The organism is Micrococcales bacterium, from assembly GCA_009784895.1.
Taxonomy (GTDB): Bacteria; Actinomycetota; Actinomycetes; order Actinomycetales; family WQXJ01; genus WQXJ01.
This window is the reverse complement of sequence record WQXJ01000029.1, coordinates 1-20,848: the sequence shown is the minus strand read 5'-3', so window position 1 is coordinate 20,848 and position 20,848 is coordinate 1. Positions and strand designations below refer to the sequence as shown.

16 protein-coding genes are annotated in these 20,848 nt (G+C 62.3%); 3 read left to right on the top strand and 13 right to left on the bottom strand.

Features of this window, described 5'->3' with window-relative positions:
* Positions 1-10: 10 nt before the first annotated feature.
* Complete coding sequence (gene dapA, locus FWD29_06465) at positions 11-913, bottom strand: 4-hydroxy-tetrahydrodipicolinate synthase (protein MCL2803580.1); 903 nt, start codon at positions 911-913, stop codon at positions 11-13.
* A 118-nt stretch (positions 914-1,031) separates the two neighbouring features.
* Between dapA and FWD29_06460 the strand changes: the two genes are divergently transcribed.
* Positions 1,032-1,571, top strand: a complete 540-nt coding sequence (locus tag FWD29_06460; GenBank protein MCL2803579.1) for a GNAT family N-acetyltransferase — start codon at positions 1,032-1,034, stop codon at positions 1,569-1,571.
* 47 nt (positions 1,572-1,618) lie between these two features.
* Here the strand turns inward: FWD29_06460 and dapB are convergent, their stop codons facing one another.
* The 4 genes from dapB to rpsO all read right to left on the bottom strand — a co-directional run bounded on the left by dapB (position 1,619) and on the right by rpsO (position 6,645).
* The gene (dapB, locus tag FWD29_06455; protein ID MCL2803578.1) at positions 1,619-2,365 is read right to left on the bottom strand and encodes a 4-hydroxy-tetrahydrodipicolinate reductase; all 747 of its coding nucleotides are present in this window, start codon (positions 2,363-2,365) and stop codon (positions 1,619-1,621) included.
* Between the two features lie 31 nt (positions 2,366-2,396).
* Positions 2,397-3,599 (bottom strand): insulinase family protein, encoded by a 1,203-nt coding sequence (locus tag FWD29_06450; protein MCL2803577.1) that lies wholly within the window; start codon positions 3,597-3,599, stop codon positions 2,397-2,399.
* 183 nt (positions 3,600-3,782) lie between these two features.
* Positions 3,783-6,152 carry a polyribonucleotide nucleotidyltransferase gene (locus FWD29_06445; GenBank protein ID MCL2803576.1) on the bottom strand — a complete coding sequence of 790 codons (2,370 nt, stop codon included), beginning with the start codon at positions 6,150-6,152 and terminating at the stop codon, positions 3,783-3,785.
* A 223-nt stretch (positions 6,153-6,375) separates the two neighbouring features.
* Complete coding sequence (gene rpsO / locus FWD29_06440; GenBank protein MCL2803575.1) at positions 6,376-6,645, bottom strand: 30S ribosomal protein S15; 270 nt, start codon at positions 6,643-6,645, stop codon at positions 6,376-6,378.
* A gap of 381 nt (positions 6,646-7,026) precedes the next feature.
* Here rpsO and FWD29_06435 point away from each other — a divergent pair, with 381 nt between their 5' ends.
* Positions 7,027-7,431 carry a RidA family protein gene (locus FWD29_06435; GenBank protein ID MCL2803574.1) on the top strand — a complete coding sequence of 135 codons (405 nt, stop codon included), beginning with the start codon at positions 7,027-7,029 and terminating at the stop codon, positions 7,429-7,431.
* A 93-nt stretch (positions 7,432-7,524) separates the two neighbouring features.
* Here the strand turns inward: FWD29_06435 and FWD29_06430 are convergent, their stop codons facing one another.
* From FWD29_06430 to FWD29_06395, 8 genes are all read right to left on the bottom strand, one after another.
* Positions 7,525-8,505, bottom strand: a complete 981-nt coding sequence (locus FWD29_06430) for a bifunctional riboflavin kinase/FAD synthetase (protein MCL2803573.1) — start codon at positions 8,503-8,505, stop codon at positions 7,525-7,527.
* An 89-nt stretch (positions 8,506-8,594) separates the two neighbouring features.
* Entirely contained in the window at positions 8,595-9,209 is a 615-nt protein-coding gene (locus FWD29_06425) for a biotin transporter BioY (GenBank protein ID MCL2803572.1), read from the bottom strand.
* Positions 9,210-9,342: 133 nt separating this feature from the next.
* Complete coding sequence (locus tag FWD29_06420; protein ID MCL2803571.1) at positions 9,343-10,116, bottom strand: hypothetical protein; 774 nt, start codon at positions 10,114-10,116, stop codon at positions 9,343-9,345.
* Positions 10,113-11,060 carry a class B sortase gene (gene srtB, locus FWD29_06415; GenBank protein ID MCL2803570.1) on the bottom strand — a complete coding sequence of 316 codons (948 nt, stop codon included), beginning with the start codon at positions 11,058-11,060 and terminating at the stop codon, positions 10,113-10,115. The genes FWD29_06420 and srtB overlap by 4 nt, the downstream gene beginning before the upstream one ends.
* A gap of 162 nt (positions 11,061-11,222) precedes the next feature.
* A complete protein-coding gene (locus FWD29_06410) occupies positions 11,223-12,509 on the bottom strand; it encodes a hypothetical protein (GenBank protein ID MCL2803569.1) in 1,287 nt (428 codons plus the stop codon).
* Positions 12,510-12,614: 105 nt separating this feature from the next.
* Positions 12,615-13,214 (bottom strand): signal peptidase I, encoded by a 600-nt coding sequence (gene lepB, locus FWD29_06405; protein ID MCL2803568.1) that lies wholly within the window; start codon positions 13,212-13,214, stop codon positions 12,615-12,617.
* Entirely contained in the window at positions 13,211-17,722 is a 4,512-nt protein-coding gene (locus tag FWD29_06400) for a hypothetical protein (GenBank protein ID MCL2803567.1), read from the bottom strand. The genes lepB and FWD29_06400 overlap by 4 nt, the downstream gene beginning before the upstream one ends.
* Before the next feature lie 981 nt (positions 17,723-18,703).
* Positions 18,704-18,973, bottom strand: coding sequence for a hypothetical protein (locus FWD29_06395; protein ID MCL2803566.1), 270 nt, complete (start codon positions 18,971-18,973; stop codon positions 18,704-18,706).
* Between the two features lie 1,120 nt (positions 18,974-20,093).
* On the opposite strand from FWD29_06395, the gene FWD29_06390 reads away from it, so the two are divergent.
* Positions 20,094-20,848: InlB B-repeat-containing protein (locus FWD29_06390; GenBank protein MCL2803565.1), on the top strand; the 755-nt coding region annotated here is incomplete at its 3' end.

Here is a 20,848-nt window from a genome sequence, read left to right as displayed (position 1 = left end):
AACTCGCGTCCTATCGCTTGATTGACACCCGGGCCGCCATCAACGACTGACGCACCCGGCCAGTTTCGACTTCAGTGGGCTCGAACAAGGGCAAACGCACCGTCCGCCGCTCGATCAAGCCAGCCATTTCCAGCGCCGCCTTGACCATGGTTACCCCATGGCCACCGCCGCAAATCGCGTTGACCACTGGCCAGATCTGGGCCGTGACCTGGCGTGCCTTGTCGATATTGCCGGCGTCAATGGCGTCAATGACGCTGCGCCAGCGGTCGCCCACCACTTGGCCAACTACCGAAACCATGCCGGCAGCGCCCTGGGCCAAGAAGGGCAAGTTGAGCTTGTCGTCGCCGGAATACCAAGCCAAACCAGTCACAGCGCCCAACCCAAAGGCTCGGGCCAGGTCACCGGTGGCGTCTTTGACCGCCACGATCTGCTCATGACCTGCCAGTTCGCGCACCGTGGCGGGGTCAAGGTGGACGGCTGAGCGGATCGGAATGTCGTAGACCATGACCGGTAGCTCGGTGGCGTCGGCCGCCCGCAGGAAGTGCTGGATCATCCCCGCTTGGCATGGCCGCGAATAGTAAGGCGAGACAACCAGTAGGCCGTCAGCACCGGCATCGGCCGCCTCTTTGGCCAGCTCAACTGTGTGGGCGGTGTCAAATGTGCCAACCCCGGCAACAATCTGGGCCTGGCCCTCGACAGCTTCCTTGGCCAGCTCGATGATGCGCTGCTTTTCGGCGTCGGTGGTGGTGGGCGACTCGCCGGTGGTGCCGCTGACCACAATCCCGTCATGACCCAGGTCGACTAGGTGGCGGGCAAGGGCCTGCAAGCCCGCCTCGTCAAGGGAGCCGTCCTCGTTGAACGGCGTCACCATGGCGGTCAGTAGGGCGCCAAAAGGCCTCGGAATTTCAGCCATGCACCTAACCTAGCGCTTTGCAGCCGGCTTTGTCGGCATCGGCCCATGTGGCAGGGCTGGCGTGGCGGGTGCGGTCAGGTAGTGGTTCCTGGCCAGACCCTGGGGCAGAATTGACCGCATGCCAGTCTCAGTGCGCCCGGCCCAGATCCTCGATGCCCCCGCCTTGGCCGCCATTCAGCGTGCTTGCTGGCACCAGCTCTACGACACCACGCTTGGCTCATTGGCCAGCGCCATAGACACCGAAGAAGTCACGTCCACCTGGGGTGCGGCCATCAACATGGACACGGCGGAGTCGCCTTACTCGGTGTTTGTCGCCACCGACGCCAGCCAGAAGGTGGTTGGCTTTGCGGCGCTGGCGCCTTGTTTTGATCCCGATGCCGGACCAGGGTTTTGCGAGTTGGTGGCACTTTACGTCCTGCCGGAACATCAGCGCGCCGGCCACGGTTCAAGGCTGCTCAACGCCATCGCCGCCACCGGTCGCGCCGCCAAAGCCAAGCGGTTGAGCTGCTGGGTTTACGCCGGCGACTTCATTCGCCAACGCTTCTTGAAACAGGTTGGGTTCGGGGCCGACGGCTCTGAACGCAGCTGGAAAACCCCCGAACGCGATTACGTCGACGAAGCCCGCTGGTCAACTCTGTTGGACCAGCCAGCTACCTGAAACCTTGGCGGGCTGAGAGGCGCCTGTCGCAGTGCCATGGACTGGGTCTACAACAGAGCGTCCAGTCCAAAGGTCAAACCGGGCCGGTCTAGCACCGACCTGATCCCGAGCAGCACACCGGGCATGAAGCTGATCCGGTCAAACGAATCGTGCCTGATCGTCAGCAGTTCACCGGCGTTGCCCAGCAGGACTTCTTGATGCGCCACCAGGCCGCGCAGCCTAACCGAGTGGACCGGCACGGACTCGACACTGGCACCGCGAGCGCCGGGTAGTGCCGTGGTGGTGGCGTCTGGCATTGGCCCCAAACCGGCCTGGGACCGGGCCGCGGCAATTCCTGTAGCCGTGTTGCTGGCCGTGCCACTGGGAGCGTCGACCTTGTTTGGGTGATGTAGCTCGATCACCTCGGCCGATTCGAAGTGTGCCGCCGCCTGGGCGGCGAAACGCATAGCCAGTACCGCGCCAATGGCAAAGTTGGGCGCGATCAGCACGCCTACGCCCGGTGCCGCAGCCAGGTGATCAACCACCCGGGCAACGGCCGCCTCGTCCCAGCCCGAGGCCCCGACCACCGCGTGGATACCAAGGTCAATTAGGGCGTGAACATTGGCTTCGGTAACCGCAGGCACTGTGAAGTCCACCGCCACTTCGGTGGGGCTGTCACCTAGGCGAGCCAGATCATCAGACACATCAAGTCCCAGCGTCAGGGCCATGTCGCCGGCCCCTTGCACCGCCTCTACCACCGTTTGCCCCATACGCCCTTGGGCGCCTATCACTGCCACCTGAATCATTTGGCTCACCCAACCAGCCTACGCGCCAGCCAGAAGTCAGTCAGGCGGGGGTCACGATGACGTGTTGGCGGGGCCGGGCGGCCAGCTCTTGGGCCAGCTCGCGGACTTGATCGACCGTGACGGCGTCAATCTTGGCCAGCACTTCTTCGACCGTCAGCCAGCGCCCAGTGACCGTTTCGGCCAGGCCCAAGCGATTCATTCTGGCTTGCGGATCCTCCAGGGCTAACACTGTGCCGCCGGAGATTTGTCCCTTGGCCCGTTCCAGTTCGCCCTGGCGCGGGCCGTTTTTGGCCAGGTCGGCCCAGATCGACGCCATCAGCTCGCTGACCTGGTCAACTGCCGCCGGGGCGCAACCGGCATAGAGGCCAAAGGCACCGGCATCGGAATGCAGTTCTGTTAGTGCATAGGTCGAGTAGGCCAGCCCCCGCCGCTCGCGTATTTCCTGGAACAGCCGCGAACTCATGCCGCCGCCAAGTACCGTGCCCAAGGCTGCCAGGACGTAGCGGCGCGGGTCGTTCACCATCAGGCCCGGGCAGCCAAGAATGACATGGGCCTGTTCGGTTGGCCTGGCGATGGCGCGTCGACCTTCGCCCGATTCCGGCTCTCGCCCTTGACCGTCAGCTCGCCTTGGAGCCGGGCTGGCCGCTCCCTTGGCTGCCAAGGACCATCCACCGGCGTCTAGGCCGGCTTCGAGCAGGCTGATCAGCCCGGCATGTTCAACCGCACCGGCCACAGTCCCCACTAGATTGTCTGGCCGGTAGTGACGCCGGTAATAGGCTTCGACACCGTCGCGGCTTTGCGCCTTGATCGTCTCAGGGGTGCCGCCAATTGGCCGGGCCAAAGGGCTGTCACCAAAGACGGCTGCCGCGAAGGCCTCGCCAGCCACGTCAACCGGGTCGTCGGCCGCCATGGCCAGTTCTTCGAGGATGACACTGCGTTCGGTTTCGAAATCAGCCTGGGCCAGCGCCGCCCTGGTCAGCATCTCAGTCAGCACCCGCACCGCCATGGGCAAATCCCGGGCCAGCAACCGGGCGTGGTAGCAGGTGTACTCCTTCGCAGTCAGAGCGTTGGCCTCGCCGCCCACCCGGTCAAAGGATTCGGCAATGTCAACCGCAGTCAGTGTCTTTGTGCCCTTGAACAGCAGATGCTCTAGGAAGTGGGTGGCGCCCAGAGTGTCGGAGGCTTCGTCGCGCGAACCGACCGGCACCCACAAACCGATTGAGACCGAATGAGCCGTTGGCATGGCTTCAGTCAGGATGCGAACGCCGCTGTCTAGGGTGCTAGCCTGCGGCGACCCCGGTCCTTGGGGCGCGCTAGATAACGCGCCCCATGAACCCAGACCAGCCTCTGCCTGCCGCGTCTTCGCTGGTAGGCGCCCTGCGCCCAGCGCGTGAAACACGGCTCGTGGTAGCTCTAGCCTCAAGGCCTACCGGTTTTCATCCTGGTTGTGATGGTGGTGACGCCGCCGTTCGCGCCGCTGCCGACCCTCTCTATCCCCACGATCCCGGTCACCGCGGTCCCGATCACCGCGATCTCGATCGCCTCGGTCCCTATCACCGGAGCCACGCGGCGGGCGCGAGTCCCCGCCACCTGAGCCGCCGGCATCGGCCGCTTCGCCCTCTACTACGGCATGCAACGACAGCTTGCCGCGCGGATCGATCTCCGCCACCTCGACTTGGACCTTTTGGCCCACCTGAACCACGTCTTCGACACTGTCGATCCGGCGCCCACCGACCAGGCGGCGGATCTGCGAAATGTGCAGCAACCCGTCCTTGCCCGGGGTTAGCGAAATGAAAGCACCAAAAGTGGTGGTCTTGACCACAGTGCCGACAAAGCGCTCACCAATTTCGGGCATTTGCGGGTTAGCAATGGCGTTGATCTGGGCGCGGGCGGCCTCAGCCGAGGGCCCATCAGTGGCGCCAATGTAAACCGTGCCGTCATCTTCGATGGTGATTTCGGCGCCGGTCTCATCCTGGATCTGGTTGATCATCTTGCCCTTGGGCCCAATCACCTCACCAATCTTGTCCACCGGCACCTTGACCGAAATGACACGCGGAGCGTACGGGCTCATTTCATCCGGCCCCTCGATGGCCTCAGCCATCACCGCCAGGATGTGCAGGCGCGCCTCCTTGGCCTGGGTCAAGGCCGCGGCCAGGACGCTGGCCGGAATGCCGTCAAGTTTTGTGTCCAACTGGATGGCTGTGATGAATTCGGTTGTCCCAGCGACCTTGAAATCCATGTCACCGAAGGCGTCTTCGGCACCAAGAATGTCGGTCAAAGTGGCGTAACGGGTTTCGCCGTCCACTTGGTCGCTCATCAGGCCCATGGCGATGCCAGCGACCGGAGCGCGCAGCGGCACACCGGCGTTAAGCAGGGCCAAGGTCGAGGCGCAAACCGAGCCCATCGAGGTCGAGCCGTTTGAGCCCAACGCCTCGCTGACCTGACGAATGGCATAGGGGAATTCCTCGCGACCTGGCAGCACCGGCACCATGGCCCGTTCGGCCAGGGCACCGTGGCCAATTTCGCGCCGCTTGGGGCTGCCGACCCGGCCGGTTTCGCCGGTCGAGTAGGGCGGGAAGTTGTAGTTGTGCATGTACCGCTTGGTGTCAACCGGGCTGAGCGTGTCCAGCTGCTGCTCCATACGCAGCATGTTCAGCGTGGTGACCCCCATGATCTGGGTTTCGCCGCGCTCGAAGATGGCCGAGCCGTGCACCCTTGGCAGTACCTCAACCTCGGCCGAGAGGGTGCGGATGTCTTTCAGGCCGCGCCCGTCAATGCGGATGCCTTCGCGCAGGACGCGGTCGCGCACCAGCTCCTTGGTGATGGCTCTGACGGCCGCAGAGATTTCTTTCTCCCGCTCGGCGAAGTCCGCATCCAGTGCGGTCATGGCCTGTTCTTTGATGGCGTCGAGCTGGGTTTCGCGTTCTTGTTTGTCGCCGATGGCGATGGCCTGGGCCAGTTTGTCCCGCACCAGTTTGTCGGTGGCCTGGTAGGCATCCTCGGCGTAGTCGGGGAAGAGTGGGAAGTCTTTGACGGCCTTGGCGCAGCCGTCGGCTAGACGCTGTTGGGCCAGGCAGAGTTCCTTAATGTGGCGTTTGGAGGCTTCGAGACCCTCGGCCACGACTTCTTCGGTTGGGGCTGTGGCGCCTTCGTCTTTGATCAGACGCCAGGCGTTGTCGCCGGCCTCAGCTTCGATCATGGCGATGGCGACGTCATCGCCCACCACCCGGCCGGCCACCACCATCTCGAAGACGGCTTTGGCGCGCTCCGCCCACCGGGGGAAGGCGACCCACTCGCCTTCGATCAGGGCCAACCTGATCGAGGCCACCGGGCCGGAAAAGGGCAGGCCGGAGATCTGGGTCGACAGCGACGCGGCGTTGATAGCCAGTACGTCATAGGCGTCTTCGGGGTGTTGGGCCATAACGGTGATGACCACCTGGACCTCGTTACGCAAACCCTTGACGAATAGTGGCCTTAGCGGCCGGTCGGTTAGGCGGCAGGCTAGGACGGCGTCGGTGGTGGGCCGGCCCTCCCGGCGGAAAAACGAGCCGGGGATGCGCCCGGCGGCGTACATCCGTTCCTCGACATCAACTGTCAAAGGGAAGAAGTCGAATTGCTCTTTGGGGTGTTTGCCGGCGGTGGTGGTCGAAAGCAGCATTGACTCGGAGTCAAGGTAAGCCGCCACGGCGCCGCCGGCCTGGCGGGCCAAGCGACCGGTTTCGAAACGCACCGTCCTGGTGCCAAACTTGCCGTTGTCGATTACGGCCTCGCTGAATTGAATTTCGGGACCCTCCACGGGTTCCCTCCTCACTGTGTCGTTGGGCACTCCCGTGCCCCGCCGCTAATGCGGCATCCAGTGGGGGCTAGCCTGGCGGTCTTCGATGGAAGCCCACGGCGGCTGACCAGGTGTCCAGCCTGGCGCAGATCGCACCGGCAGCACCTGTGCCGTGAGCCACTACCGAGGACCGCGTGCGGCCCCCCTACTTCGAAATTGTTGGCCGGCGAAAACTGCCAGCCGGTCAGCGGCGCAGCCCGAGGCGCTCAATTAGGCTCCGGTAGCGCTCAATATCGATGCGCTGCAAATAACCCAGCAACCGGCGGCGTTGGCCTACCAGCAGGAGCAGGCCGCGGCGCGAATGGTGATCATGTTGGTGGACCTTGAAATGCTCCGTCAGGTCCTTGATCCGCTGGGTCAGCAGAGCAATCTGGACTTCTGGCGAACCCGTGTCGCCCTTGGTAGTGGCGTATTCTTCAATGATTTTGGCCTTGGTGGCCTGGTCAAGCGGCAAGGGGACTCCTTCAGTCTGTACTCGTTGCGCGGCGCGCCGGGGCTGGTTCACCCGGGCTAACTCTCCGCGGCCGTTGGACGGCAGCGCCCAAGTCTAGCCGACCGGCGGCAATGGTCCCAATCACGGCCTGTCCCTTTCACTTTCCGCGACTCCGAGCCTTGACACCACCCCCATCTCGCCAGCCCGAGCCTTGACACCACCCCCATCTCGCCAGCCCGAGCCTTGTCACCACCCCCAAAACCGCGAGGTTGAGCCTTGGCATGAAAAGGCAGGGGCTTTGACACCACCGGTCGAATGACCGAGACTTGCGGCCAGACCGGTTAGAGCCGAAGCCAAGGCGCCTAGGTTAGGCTCGCCCAGTTGATCGCGAAAGGTTCCGCCATGTCACAACACCCCGCTCTCCAGTCCTACTCCACTGCCGCTGCCCCAGCCCCGATTGGGCCCTACTCCCAGGCGGTGGCGGTGGGGCCGTTTGTCTTTGCCTCCGGGCAGACTGGGGTCGACCCGGCCACCGGCCAGCTTGTTGGCCCAGACGTCGCGGACCAGGCCGAGCGCACTATCTCCAACATCGAAGCCGTCTTGGCTGCCGCCGGCCTGACGCTCTCAGATGTAGTCAAGACCACGGTCTTCCTCCAAGACATGGCAGATTTCGCCACGGTCAATGCCGTCTACGCCAAGCGCTTCACTGGCCCTACGCTGCCGGCGCGGTCAACCGTCGAAGTCGCCGGGCTGCCTCTGGGCGCCAAAGTTGAAATCGAAACCATCGCCCGCCGGACTTGCTGCTGAGCCACTAACTCGCCGCCTTTCGGGTGCTGCTGAGCCTCGGACTGGCTGAAGTCAGGCCGTGCTGACAAAGCCCGGACTCGCGCCAGGAGTGGGCTAGCCGCCCTGGCGGCCGGCCAAGGCCAGGAACCGCAGGGAGGCGGCGGCGTCATCGTGCATCTGCATGACCAGGGCCGTAGTGGTGGAAAACTCAAGCGTATGGCGCAACCGGCCAACGAAGTCCAGCGCCACTTGCTGGCCATATAGCTTCAGGTCGATCCGGCCCGGCACAAAGGCCTCGACCCGCCGCTCGCGACCGCCAAACGTCGGGTTGGTACCAACCGAAATGGCGGCCGGCAGCACCTTGTCGGCGTCATCGGGCGGCAACTCGAGCTGTATTAGCCAGCCGGCGTAGACGGCATCGGCCGGAACGGTGCCGGTCATGACCCCGCCTAAGTTGGCGGTGGGAAAACCGAGCGTGTGGCCACGCCCGTCGCCGTAGACCACCTCGCCGGTGACGCGATGGGGACGGCCCAAGATCTGGGCGGCGTGGGCCACGTCGCCGGCCGCCAGCGAGGCTCTGACGCCCGATGACGAAAACCGGCTGACCGTGCGCTCTTCCCTATCGCCTTGGTCGTCTATGGCAGTGACCGCGAAGTCCAGTTCTTGGCCTAGGGCTTGCATGGTCTGGAGGTTGCCCTGGTTACCGGCCCCGAAACGGACGTCGTGGCCTACCACCACTTCGGTTGCCTGCAGGCCGTCGACCAGGTACTGCTGGACGAATTGGGCGGCTGTCAAGGCAGCGAATTCTTCGGTGTAGGGCTGGACCCAAACCGCGTCGAGGCCCATGGCCCCCATGGCCTCGAGCCGGTCTTGGAGCGACTGGATCGGCACCAAGGCCTCATCTGGCCGGTGCAGCGTGGCCGGATGCGGGTCAAAGGTAATGACGGCGCTGGCCCGGCCGGTTGCCCTGGCTCGCTCTACCACCTGCTCAATCAAATACTGATGGCCCAAGTGCATACCGTCGTAGTTGCCCAGCGAGGTGACAGAGGGACCAAAGCTTTTAGGGATTTGGTCCAAGCAGTTCCATCGCAGCACGGTGCATAAGTCTAGGGGTTGGTGAATTATGCACGTCAATAGCACCGAGCAGCCGGCGGGAATCGTTTACCAGCCGTCTTTGGGACCGGTCAATGGCGCCGGCAGTGGGTGGTGCGAAGTGTCCAGATGGCCGGGAGCAGGCCGGCGGCCAAGGCGGCCTTGATGATGTCTGCCAACACAAATGGCGCCAGGCCCAGAGCGGTGGCCTGGGCCAAAGACAGGCCGGCCGACCAGGCCAAGTACGGCACCCCACAAAGGTGGATAATCCCGGCGCCTAGCACCATGGTGCCGAAGGTCGCCAGGCGGTGGCTCCCGGACCGGCGCGCTGCCAGGTGGCCAACCAGGGTTGCGGCCGCGATGTAGCCAACGGCGTAGCCCAAAGTCGGCACCGCACCATGCCCGCCGCCAGCGAAGACCGGCGCCCCGGCCAGACCGGCGGCCAGGAACAGCAACATCGACGCCAGGGCTCGCTTGGCTCCAAGGGCGGCGCCGGCAGTCAGGACCGCGAAGCTGCCCAGCGAAAGCGGCACCGGCGAAAAGGGCAAGGGGATGGTGATCTGCCCCAGCACCGCCACCCAGGCGGCGCCGGCTACGACCAGGGCGCTATGGCGGATACGGGTATGGCCGGCTATCCGGTTTGTGGCCAGGACAAGATCCGCCAAGACCTGCGGTCGCGGGTCGCTGGTGGTAGGTTGCGAGCTCATGGGGCCTCTTTGCGCGGTCGTCTTGTTGGACCGGACCACCATATGACCGCAGGTGCACCGGCGTCCCTGCTGGTCACCGCAAAGTTGGTGCCCACCAAATTGGTGAGATCCCACAATTGCCGGGATGGCGGTATCAGATGCTTTCTTGGGGCTCGTCGCGGCGGTTGCGTCTGGCTAGCAGTGCCAGCCAGCCGGCCAGCAACGTGACCAGGGCAGCTAGGGCCAGCACTAGGACATCGGCGCCGGTGAAGGGAAGGTTGCCCGCAGTTGATTCCAGACCATTGGCCCCAGGGTTGGCGTTGGCCTGGCCGTTAGTTCCAGGGGGGCCGTTGGGCTGACCGGTGGGGCCGGGCCCCACAGAGGGACTAGGAGATGGAACGACATCGGGATTGTCGGTGATGTAGGAGTGCTCGAACAACAGCTCCATGGCTTTAGTGTTGTCGCGTTTGAGCGCCACCACGCCAATCGTTGTTGTCAAATCAGCCTCGACATAGATGCTGAGGGTGTAGACCTCGTCGTCAACGGCGTAGCCGTCTCTTGGTGGGGTGGTGTTGGTCAGTTCGTAGGTGTAGATACCAGGCCGGGTAAAAGTCAGTGGGCCCACTGGCACATCAGCCGTGCCGTCAATGGTGAAAGTGAAGCCCCCCGGATCGCTGGTTTGCGGCATGGGGTTGTCTTCTGCCGTCGGTGCCAGGCGGTAGTCAAAGACTGAGTTGACCCCCTGGGACGCGGCGCTGAAGGTGAATACCTGGCTCACCGTCAAGGTGACCTCACCGGGCTGGGTGGCCTGGGCCAGGGAAGCCGGCAGGCCTCCGGCCAGGCCGGATGCCAGCAGCACTCCCAGCAGGCCGCAGGTTAGTTTTGCCCATTGGCGGCCTATTTGGCGCCGCCGGATGGTCTGAATCATGATTCCACCTCGCTGTTTGCGCGACGTTGTTGGCGGCGGTTCTTGGCCTGTCTTAGGGTCAAGAGCAGTATTAGGGCAGCCAGTATGGCCGCGGCAATCAGGCCGGCTCGGGCCCAGAGCGGCATGTTCGACCACCAGGATGAAAGGCCCGCCTCGGCTTGGTCGTCACCTGGTCCGGTGGCGAACGGGTCGGCAAAGACTTCATCAGATATCCGGGCCGCCAGAATGTCCCGGCCGTTGGTTGTGCCGTCCGAACAGGTCGACAGCAAGACCACCCGGTCATCAGGGCCGACGTCCACATCGCGGGTATGCGTGGCGATGTCATTGATCATGGTCAGGAAGGCTTCACGATCCTCGGATCGGCTAATGGAAGTCCTGAAGACTTTCCGGTCATAGGCGTCGGCGTGGACAAAGGCGAAGAACTCAAGTCCGTGCTCTTTGCCGTCGAAGTACAACATGCCGTAGCGCCTGGCCTCGAAGTAGGCCTTGTCAGCGAACAGTCCTTCTTCGCCAAGCATGGCCGCTTGCTCCATGTGGTGGCCATACAGAATAGACGGGAAGGACGTGAAGTCTCGTTTCTGGTAAGCGTCCAAGAAGATAGCGCCGCTGAGTGAGTAGCGTCCTTCCGCGTTGGTCGAGACGTACTTGGTGTTGTTGGGGCCCTGCACCACGGGATAGTCAATATGCGTCCCGTAGACGGTTAGCCAGGCGAAGACATCGGGGTTGATGGCTTGGAGTTCGGCAAACGAGAGTTGGCTGCCTTCTCCGGTTGGCTTGTAGACCTGGTAACGAGAGGCATCGGCGGCCATGACTACCTGCCGGCTGTCCCAAAAGGCGTAACCGCCAAAGGCCAGAAGTACCAGCACTATCACCACCACGGTGACATCAACTAGGCCATTGGCCAGCCATATGGCTCGCTTGCCTGCCTTCTGCGCTGTGTTCACTTCTGACCTCCTTTCTCTCTCGCTTGGCCAACTCGGGTGGGTTGCCCTGGGGGCGCGCTAGGCGATGCGCCCCCAGGGCTAGAACAGCGCCGGTTAGTCGCGTTGGCTTGGATCAAGACTCAAGGCTGACCCTGCCAACACGGTCCGGACGGCTGCCCAGATTTAGGCGTGGCTCTTCTTGCCACGGCGAACGGTTGTGTACACATAGGCCGAGCCACCTGCCAGGGCCAAAACGATCAGGATGATAAAAGGCCAATCGTTCAGGCTAATGCCCTCGGGCGGGGCTGATAGGCGGGTGTTAGTGATGGAGGCGCTGTTCTCGCCAGCCCCAATGATCTGCGCACCGGTAGTTAGGTCATCGCCCGCCATATCGGGGCTGATGCCAACCGCTGTTGCACCGTTTACCACCAGTAGGCCCTCGGCGCTGTAGTTCGAATCATAGAGCTCGACGGCCTCATAGGTGGCGCCAACGTGCAGATCGGTAAAGACGATCTGTTGGCCGTGCCTGATGTTGATGGCAGTCGCGGCCATGGCGCCAGATGTGACTTCACAGTAGTTCCCATACGTTGTGTCATTCTTCAAGATGCTCGAGGCGCAGTTGGCCGTGGATGTCACCACTACCAGTCCCGAACCCTGATCCTCGACCACAAAGGCGCGGTAGATCGGGGTACCGGTAACGCCGGTGCTCGGCTTGGTCACCTTCAGCTCGAACGGGAAGTACATTGTCTGGTCGGCATAGGCTCCGTCGACCGCTTTGGAGATCGACAGCATGTGCTTGTTTGGATCCTTCGGATCGCCGCCGTCGCCGCCCTCAATGTAGCCGTTGTTGAAGATCACCTGGCTGTAGAAGTAGGTGTCGTCGTCCCCACCGGGAGTCGGGTCAACCTTTTCCTCAGTCACTGGGTTGCCGTCGTCACCGGTGATCGTCTTGACACCAAGGCCGGCCACGTACAGCCCGGGATGGCACTGATCAGTGTCCTTGCAGTTCTCCACCCAGAAAGTGACCTCATACGAGGCGCCGGAATAGGTCATTCCAGACGTCGCCAGGGCGGCACTTTCCGTCAGCGTATAGACGTAAACACCGGCGTGCGGCCAATTGATCCCGTCGACAAAGTCGTCGGATTCTTGGATCACGATGATCGCGCCATCATCCACGTCGCTATCGCTAGAGGCCGAAATGTCGACTGACGCGGTCACGGTCGGCATGGATGATTTGGCCGTGCTTGAACTGTCGCCGTCAACCTCCTCCGGAGTGAAGACAAAAGTAAAAGTCTCCGTCGGGATGTCGGTGCCGACCGGCAGAGTGAGAATCTTGGTGATTTTGGCTTCGATCGGAGATTCCGGATCGTCAGTCTCGAGTGCTCCATTGGCCGCGTAGGCAGCGCTGGCCGAACCGAAACACAAGCCACCGGCCAAAGCCAGGGCCATAAGTTTCTTAGTCTTATTCATCTTGTCTAGTTCCTTTCAATTAGCGGGTCTAGGTTGTAGTTCTTCTAGTTGGCGCTCTTGGGAGTCAACCGGTTTGTTTCGGGCCGGTGGACTTGGCGCCGGGTGTTACAAGTTCCTGCGCTTGATGACGCTTATCACCGTCCCTTGCGTGTCGGTGATTTTTACTGGGCCGTAGATGCGGCTGTCGGCGGCTACATCTCTGGCGTCTCCTAGCACGAATATGTGGCCCTCGGGCACAACCAGGGGAAAACCGACACCCCCGGCGAATTGTTCGGTTGGCAAATGAATATCCGGTTCGATTTGAAGCCCGCCATTGATTAGCAGGCCCTCCTCGGTAATGTCGACTCTGTCGCCGGCCACTGCCACTACTCGGCGGATTTGGGTTTGGCCCTCGAAGCGGAGCACCACCAGATCGCCGGCTCGGTAGTCTTTGTCCCAGCGATAGAACAAGGTCAGGTCACCGTCTTTGACGGCTGGGTGCATGGCCGGGTCGGCGCTGTGATGGAAGCCATAGACCAAGGTGAAAAGCAGCACGCCAATGCCGGCAATCAGGCCAATTTTCAAGCCAAGCAGGCCAAGGCGGCGCCAGACCGAGTCGTTGACAACTTCAACGTCGGTTTCGTCAGTCGGGTTGGCTGGGGCAACCGGCTTATCCGGTTTGGTCTGCGCTGGGGTGGTTTCACGCCACTTGATCTGGACAGTCATGACAGCCGCCCTTTCCGGTGGTCAGGGCGAACCTGCAGCCGATTCTTGGCGGTCAGCGTCACCAGGGCATAGGTCAAACCCAAAGCCAGACCAAACAGCCCGGTGTAGGGCTGGTGACCCTGCACCAGCCCTGCTGGCGGCACGGCCATTCGTTCGTTGTAGAAGGTGTAGGTCCGGCCGGCCAGATTCTCCCTAAGACCAGCGCCAACAGGCAGCAGTGTGTCCTCGCCTGCCTCGGTTTGACCATCGGCACTGTCCACAAAGGTTGTGTCATAACCGGAACTGGTCTCCTCAACAATCCGGACATAGCTGGCCAACGGCAGTCCAGTGATTTTGATGGACTGGCCGTGTTTCAAGGCGAAGGTGACCTTGCCGTTGCCGTCAGTGTTCAATTTGCCGGTAAGTGGCGAGCTAATCCCTCTCCCGGTGATTGTGTAGCTATAGTCCTGGTTCGCCAACGCCGAAAGGCCATCGATGTCGGCATAAAGGAAGACAGAGAAACCGAAGGATTTCGAGTAGTCACCGCTGGCGCCGGTTACCTGTTTTGCCACCGTCAGGTCAGATTTGTCGTTATAGACCATGTAGACGGTTTCGTGGCCCGTTACCGGGTTGATCGAGACATTGTGCCCGGCAGTATAAGAATCGGTGGGTGGGTTGAAGGGGTGACCAATGAAATAGCCCAGGGTGGCATAACCGGCAATGGCGGGCAGCGTCTTGGAATAGGTCGGTGTTGCTACCGGAATCCGGGTGATGATGTCCGGCTGGCCCGGTATTGGCTGGCCGTCAACATCAACGTGCCTTTCCGCGATAACGTAGGCCGCGCGCAACTTGACGCCCAGCCAAGTTGGGTCGGGTGGATTGTCAGCTGAGTACCCGTTCAATGTGTTGATCGAATAAGTCAGGAGGTCATTTGACTTGCGCACCACGTCACCCACCGGCGCGCCATCCTTGACTGCAATCACCACATCGTCGCGTTTGGCCGCACCGGTGGTGTAAGCAAACGCGGTGTAGTGGGCGGGCATATCCATCGTGTCCAACACCACACCCGTAGTAGCATCGACGATCCAGAATTGGTCGACATCAACGGAGCCATCGAAAATGGCGTTGACGAAATAGCCGCCACCGGAAAGACTTGACGCGTTGATAGGCGGCTCGTAAGGCGCGGAGTTGTTGCCCATGGAGTAGGCCTTAATAGTGGCCAAGGGGCCAATCTCAATGGTGGCCCCGGCGCCATAGAATCCGCCGCCAATTGCCGAACCGCCTGTGTTGGTAAAGAAGCCACCAATGGCGGTGACGGTGCCGCCGGTGATGGCTATGGTGCCGCCCGCCCCGTAGGCGCCACCGCCTATGCCGGCCGCGCTGAGTCCACCTTCAGCCCTAACCACTCCGCCAGTGATCTTGATGGTTCCGGCCGGCGCCGAGGCGCCGCCGCCAATGCCCGCAGCGCCCACTCCAAAGTACGAGCCACCGGTGGCATCAACAACTCCACCAGCAATTTCGACTGTAGTGCCGGCGGCGCCGCTGACACCAGCCGACATACCAGCTCCTGTGGCAGTTAGGCTGCCGCCGGACATCTTTAGGCTGGTGGTTGCAGCGATGGCGCCGCCAACCAGCCCGCCATTGGTATTGGTACCTTCCAGGGTGCCATCGTTGATCACGATGTACATGGCGCTTAGCCCGGTGTTGGAACCGGTAACTGAGAACAGGCCGCCATCCATTGTCAACTCGCGGATGTTGGCGCCATCGGCGCTGCCGGCGCCGGTCGCTACAAGGCTGCCGCCCTGCACGAAGACCTTCCCAGTAAAGTCGACGGCCATAGTGTTGGCTGCGGTCGGCGTGACCACCAACGACCCGTCCAGCGGCCCTGGATTTGTGGGCGTGGCAGAGGCGCTATCGACTATCAGAGTGGTGTTGGGGCCGTTCCCGGCCGGTTTGATGATCGAGCCATGCAGGTAGCTGGGACCGTAACCGGCCGAGTTGGCCAACTGCAAGGTCAAGGAGGCGTTGACCCCTACGGAAATGCTGCCGATAACGTCAATGTCGTCAATGACCAGAGTCACGCTGGTGCTCGCGGCCACAATAATACTGCCAAAAATCGAGGTGCCGTGTTTTGGCTCAGCCGGGTTGCCGGGGCTGGCCAGACGACCGCTTTGGATAATGCCGAAGCTCTCGCCGTTGGCGGCCGCGTTGAAGGTCAGCGACCGCAATGTGCCGCCAACCGGCCCTGCGCCGCTGGGCTGCTGAACAGAATATGGGTTCATCCCCGCGCCCACTGTGTAAGCGCCACTCGGGTCAGAGGTGGTCGTTTCTGACAGATCGATTGGTGGCGTGGAGAACTGGGCGTAAAGCACCAAGCTGGAGGTAATGGTGGTAGTGCTTCGGTTATCGGTGCTAAATGCCGCGCCTTGACCATTGGCGGCGGTGTTCCAGCCTTCAAAACTGTGCTGCGGGGAGGGTGGGTTGAGGCCGATGGCGGCGGCGTCCAGAATGATCACGCTGGCCGATCCGCTGTTCAGGGGCACGCCGGTGTCGAAAACGTAGCTAGTGCCGCCACCAGCAAAGCTGCCGCCGTTAGCGAGGTAGGCGACGGTGAAGTTGGGCATCAGCTTGACTGGCAGCACAGCGTTGTTGAGGCCACCGTTGTAGGCGCTGTAGCCTCCGAGCGTATTGATGGTGGGGATTTCGGGCTGGTTAGTGCCGTCGTCCCTAACCAGCAACCCCCTTGGGGCTCCGCTGGCGGCATCGGAGGCCACAATGTTTTCATAGTGCGACGGACCGGCACCGACGGAGTAGGCGAAGGCACTGAAGCGGCCTGGCAGCGTCAATGTGACCGGACTACGACTGCCGCCAAAGGCTTGCAGCGTGGTGTCGGTCGAGGAGATTGACCCGTTTAGCTTGGCATTGACCAAGAACCCGTCACCCCACAAAGATGCCGGGTAAATGGCTGGTTGTGAGAAAGCCGCAAGGCTCTGTGAGGAATAGGCTTTGACCTCAGCATTTTTGCCAAGGGTCAGCGCGGTACCAACCGAAGAATTTCCTCCACCGCCAATACCAGGCCCGCCGGCCGAAATAGCAGTGACGTTGCCGCCGGTGATTGACACCGTGCCCCCGGTTCCATTTGTGAAACCCCGGCCGCCGCCAACACCGGCACCACCAGCGCTGCCACCCGTGGCGGTGACAGTACCGCCGGTGATAGTGACGGTTCCGCCAGACCCGCCGGCATTGTTGGCGTCACCACCACCGCCAATTCCCGCTCCAGCGCCGTTGCCCCTCGCCCCGCCCGTGGCGGTGACGCTACCGCCATTGATCGTGACAGTCCCGCCAGCCCCACCGCTGCCGCCGCCAATACCAGCTGCGCCGTTGCTGCCGCTGGCGCTAGATCCTCCGATCGCGGTGATGGTGCCGCCATCGATAATCACAGTGCCAACGGCTTGGGTGCCCGAGCCGCCAATTCCAGCAGCAGATTGCCCCGATGACACTTGTGGGACCGTTACCGTGAGCGATCCGTCGGTGCTGCCGGTGCCCCGTGAGGCAGCGCTGTCAAGCTTGAGCGTGCCGCTGCTAGCCACAAGGATGCTGCCAGCGATTGTGTTGGTTCCAGCGAGCAGAAGCGTTGGACTCGTGCTGGCCGCCAGGTTGACGGTGGAAGTCGATTGAAGAGAGGTGCCGCTCAGGACCAGAGTTGGGCTGCCAGCCGTCACGCTCACGTTGATTTGCGCACCGACCCCGCTGAAGGTGATCGACGGGCCACCTGGGGCGGCGGTTGTGCCGGCAACCGTAATGACTTTGACGGAGGTGGCACCGCTTTGCGTGAGAGTGTAGGTATGCGCAACCGAGGCGGTGGTGAAGGCCAAGGTGCCGCTGCCGCTGGTCCACGTTGTGCCAGTGGGAAGAGTGCCTAGCGAAGAGAGGTTGATCGAGTAGGCGGCAGCCGGCGCTATTCCCATCGGCAGGCGCATACCAGCGTTGATGCCACTGAGCGCCTCACCTTGGTCGGTGATCTCGAGCACTTCGGAAAAAGCCCTGAGTGGGACTGAACTCCAGCTGACGGCGAGTTTCGATTGACTGGTCACGGCCATTGGCAGCAGGTATTCGGTGCCGCCCACAAAACCGGAGGCCAACCCAACCACGTAGCTGCCCGCCGCCAGGCCTTCGAAGCGGTAGGCGCCATCGGCCGCGGTTGTCGTCTGTTCGATTGGCGAGGTCAAAGAGCCAGCCTCGAATAGCAGCACGGTGTAGCCGGCCAGCGGCGGTTCACCTGGATCACGCAATCCGTTCCAGTCAGTTGATCCAGTACCATTGCCATCTACCCATAGCTCTCCGGCAATGGAGCCGGTGGCGGCCGCCAAACTGGCTTCATCGGCTGCGTCGGTACCTAAGGCGGCGGATTTGCCAGCTCCGGAAAAGGCGAACTGGGCGGGCAGGAAGAGCAAGGCCGCCAGGCATAGCAAAACCAGGCGACGCAGCCTCGCTGGCCGTCTGGTTTGTGCCTGTGGCAGCAGTCTCACGCATCAACCTTTCTGCGAGTCCGCCTGGCGTTTCGTCACCGGTCGTCTTTGAGGAGAAGTGCGCCAAACCCCGGTTTGATCAGGAGCATGAGGCGTACTCAACCGGCATCAGTCACAACTACCAGTGGCCTGTGTATTGATTCCGATTTCGCGCCCGGCAAAACGCCTGGCGGTGTCAGCGCCATCGAATTCAACCGGCCTCAGGTCGCCGTTGGCTAGGTGCGGGCGATTTACCAATCCCATTCAGTCCGCCCACCGAGGCGGTTTTCCAGGCGATGGCGCGAATCGGCCGTTTCGAAGGGTCTGTCCGCTCTGAGGCGAATGTGGGATTGCCCCCAAACCAAGGAGCGTTGTGTCGTATTGCCGGGAATACCCGGTGGCCTGTCTTTTGCAGTTAAGTCTGCGTCGATCGGCAGGCTGCGGGGTCGGCCCGCAACCGTTTGAGGTTGTTGGTCGTTGCGCTCACGGAGCGCCAGTTGCCGGACTGCCAGCAATGGGGAGTTACGGCTGGCCGCGCAGCGGCCGGCACCTGAGCGAGGTTGGAGGGATGAGATTGGTTCGCGTTGTAGCCTGGGCTCGCCGCGATGGCGCGCGCCGGACCCTGGCTGCGCTGCTAGCTGCGCTGCTGGTGGCCGCATTTGTCCTCTTACCTCTGGGTCTTCCCGCCCAAGGCGCCGATGCCGAAGAGGCGGCGGCAGGCGACAAAGAGACAGAATCCACCCCAGCCCCGAGCGAACCCTCCCCCACACCTGACGAACCGGTCGATCCTGCCCCCGCCCCCAAGCTGCAGGATGCCGCCGCCACCGGCTTCTTTGCCGGGCTGAGCCTGCCCATGGGCATTATGCCAATGGCCGGGCCCGTGCCATTGGACATCAACCTCTCCAGTCCGGCAACGGCCTCAGGCCTACCAGGCGTCAACCTTTCCGGCAGCACAATTGTGCTTGGCTCCAATTTCAACGGTGGCGATGCCAGCGACAACACCTACCGTCTGTGGAACTCCAGTCCGGCCCTCGCCGCGAATGTCCCCGTCACCATCAACAGCGGCACCACCACCACTGTGACCTTTGACGGCATCAATTCCAACGGGGTAGTCACCGTTACCAGCGGCGCCAACCTCACCGTCCTACTACAGGGCACTAGCACTCTGAACTCCAATATCAACGTGCCCGCCGGCGCCGAGCTAACCATCGATTCGGCCACCACTCCGGGTGGCACTGCCGGCACGCTGACAATGCCGGGCACCCAGTCCACGGCTCATGCCGCCCTGATTGGGGGTCTGAGCACGCAAGCGGCAGGCACCATCGGCATCAATGGCGGCACCATGACCATTACCCAGTCCAAGTACTCTGGGGCCGCCGGCATTGGTGGCGGCGGCAACAGCATCGCCGGCGGCAGCAATGCTGCCGGGGGCGCCGGCTCCGGCGGCAGCGGCGGCACCATCACCATCACCGGTGGGGCGGTCAATGTGACCGGCGCCACCGACTATTGGGGCGGGGCCGGCATTGGCGGCGGCTACAAGGCTGGCTCCGGCAGCATCACGATCAATGGCGGCACAGTCACAGCCAAGGGTGGCGGTCTGCAAAATGGTGGTGCCGCCATTGGCGGGGGCGCCGGTGGCGCCGCCAACTTAGTCATCATTGGCGGCACGGCCGTGGTTACCGCCAACGGCGGCGGTAGCAGCAATAATGGCGGTGCCGGTATTGGCGCCGGTGCCTCATTAGCCGCAGGCAGCGCGGGCACCATCATTATCCAAGGCGCCGCTGAAGTCACCTCCACCGGCGGTGGCAGCCAGAGCCCGGGTAACCCGAACAGCCGTGGCAACGCAGCCGGCATTGGGGCCGGCGGTGGCAACACCGCTCGGCGAAACGGCGGCAACATCACCATCACCGGCAGCGCCGTGGTCACGGCCTGGGGCCGGGGCACCGGGGCGGGAATTGGCGGTGACTACGACGACGCGGGGGCTACCCTAACCCTTGACGCCACCGCCACTATCACGGCCTACGCTGATAACGCCTCGGCCATTTCGGCCGATGGCGACAACCATGGCACCGCCTACTATGTCAGTGCCCAATGGCAGCCCAACGCTGGTATGGCCACCGACGACACTTTGCAGGTTTTCGTCGACGGCCACCGATCTACGCCTTTTCTCACAATGGAGCCCGTCGATTGCCGTAGCATCGGTTTTGTCAGACCCGGCATGACGTCCCAAAAGGACTACTACATTGACGCGTTTGACTCCACCGGCAGGCTTAGAGGCAATGCCTTTCGCTCCACCGACGGGCTGACCGACATCTATTCGGTCAACACCCGCCTTGGCTACCAGGCGCATCAAACCGGTGCTAACCCCGACTACTCTAGGCTGCCACTTTGGATGGACCTGTACTTCCGGGTCGTTTACAAAGCCAATGGCGGTGTGCTCAACGCCGACCCGACCAAAGATCACGTCGTGGAATGGCCCGCTGGTAATGATCCTGATGGTGCTCTTCCTAGAAAGACCTACATCTGGCGTGACTCAGTAGTTGTCACGGTCTGGAATTCTGCCACACCCACCTTCAGGCCGCCGTCTGCTGGGCAGACCTTCCAGGGCTGGAACACCAAACCCGACGGCACTGGAGATAGCTATACCGCCGGACAGACTTACACTTTCACTAGCAGCATGATCCTGTTCGCCCAGTGGAGCAGCGGCGAAATTGACTTGTCTCAAACCATTAGTTGGGCCGGAACAGATGTCACTGTTTCCCCCGGCATGAACGCCTACTCTGGGAACAGCAGCCTTGATTTCCAGTACTACACCCTGTTCTATGGAGACGGCGGCAACGCGGTGACAACCGTCTCTGGCCCATTCCGAAACCTGACCTTTAACCTGACAGCTGATGGCAAAACCTACAAGGTTATTCAAACCGGCTATCGAGGTAATAGCGGCAACGCCACCGACCCTCACGACAGGCCAAAGGAAGACACGGCCATCTTCGACAGGATTTCCATTTCGCCCGAAGTTCGCGTCACCCTAGAAATTGACGACATCGACATGGTGGGTGACATCATCGTGGGGGACGGCGCCACACTCACGCTGCTAGTGAAAAACTCCGGCCTGATTGGCAAAACCCCCTCCGAAGCCAATTACCT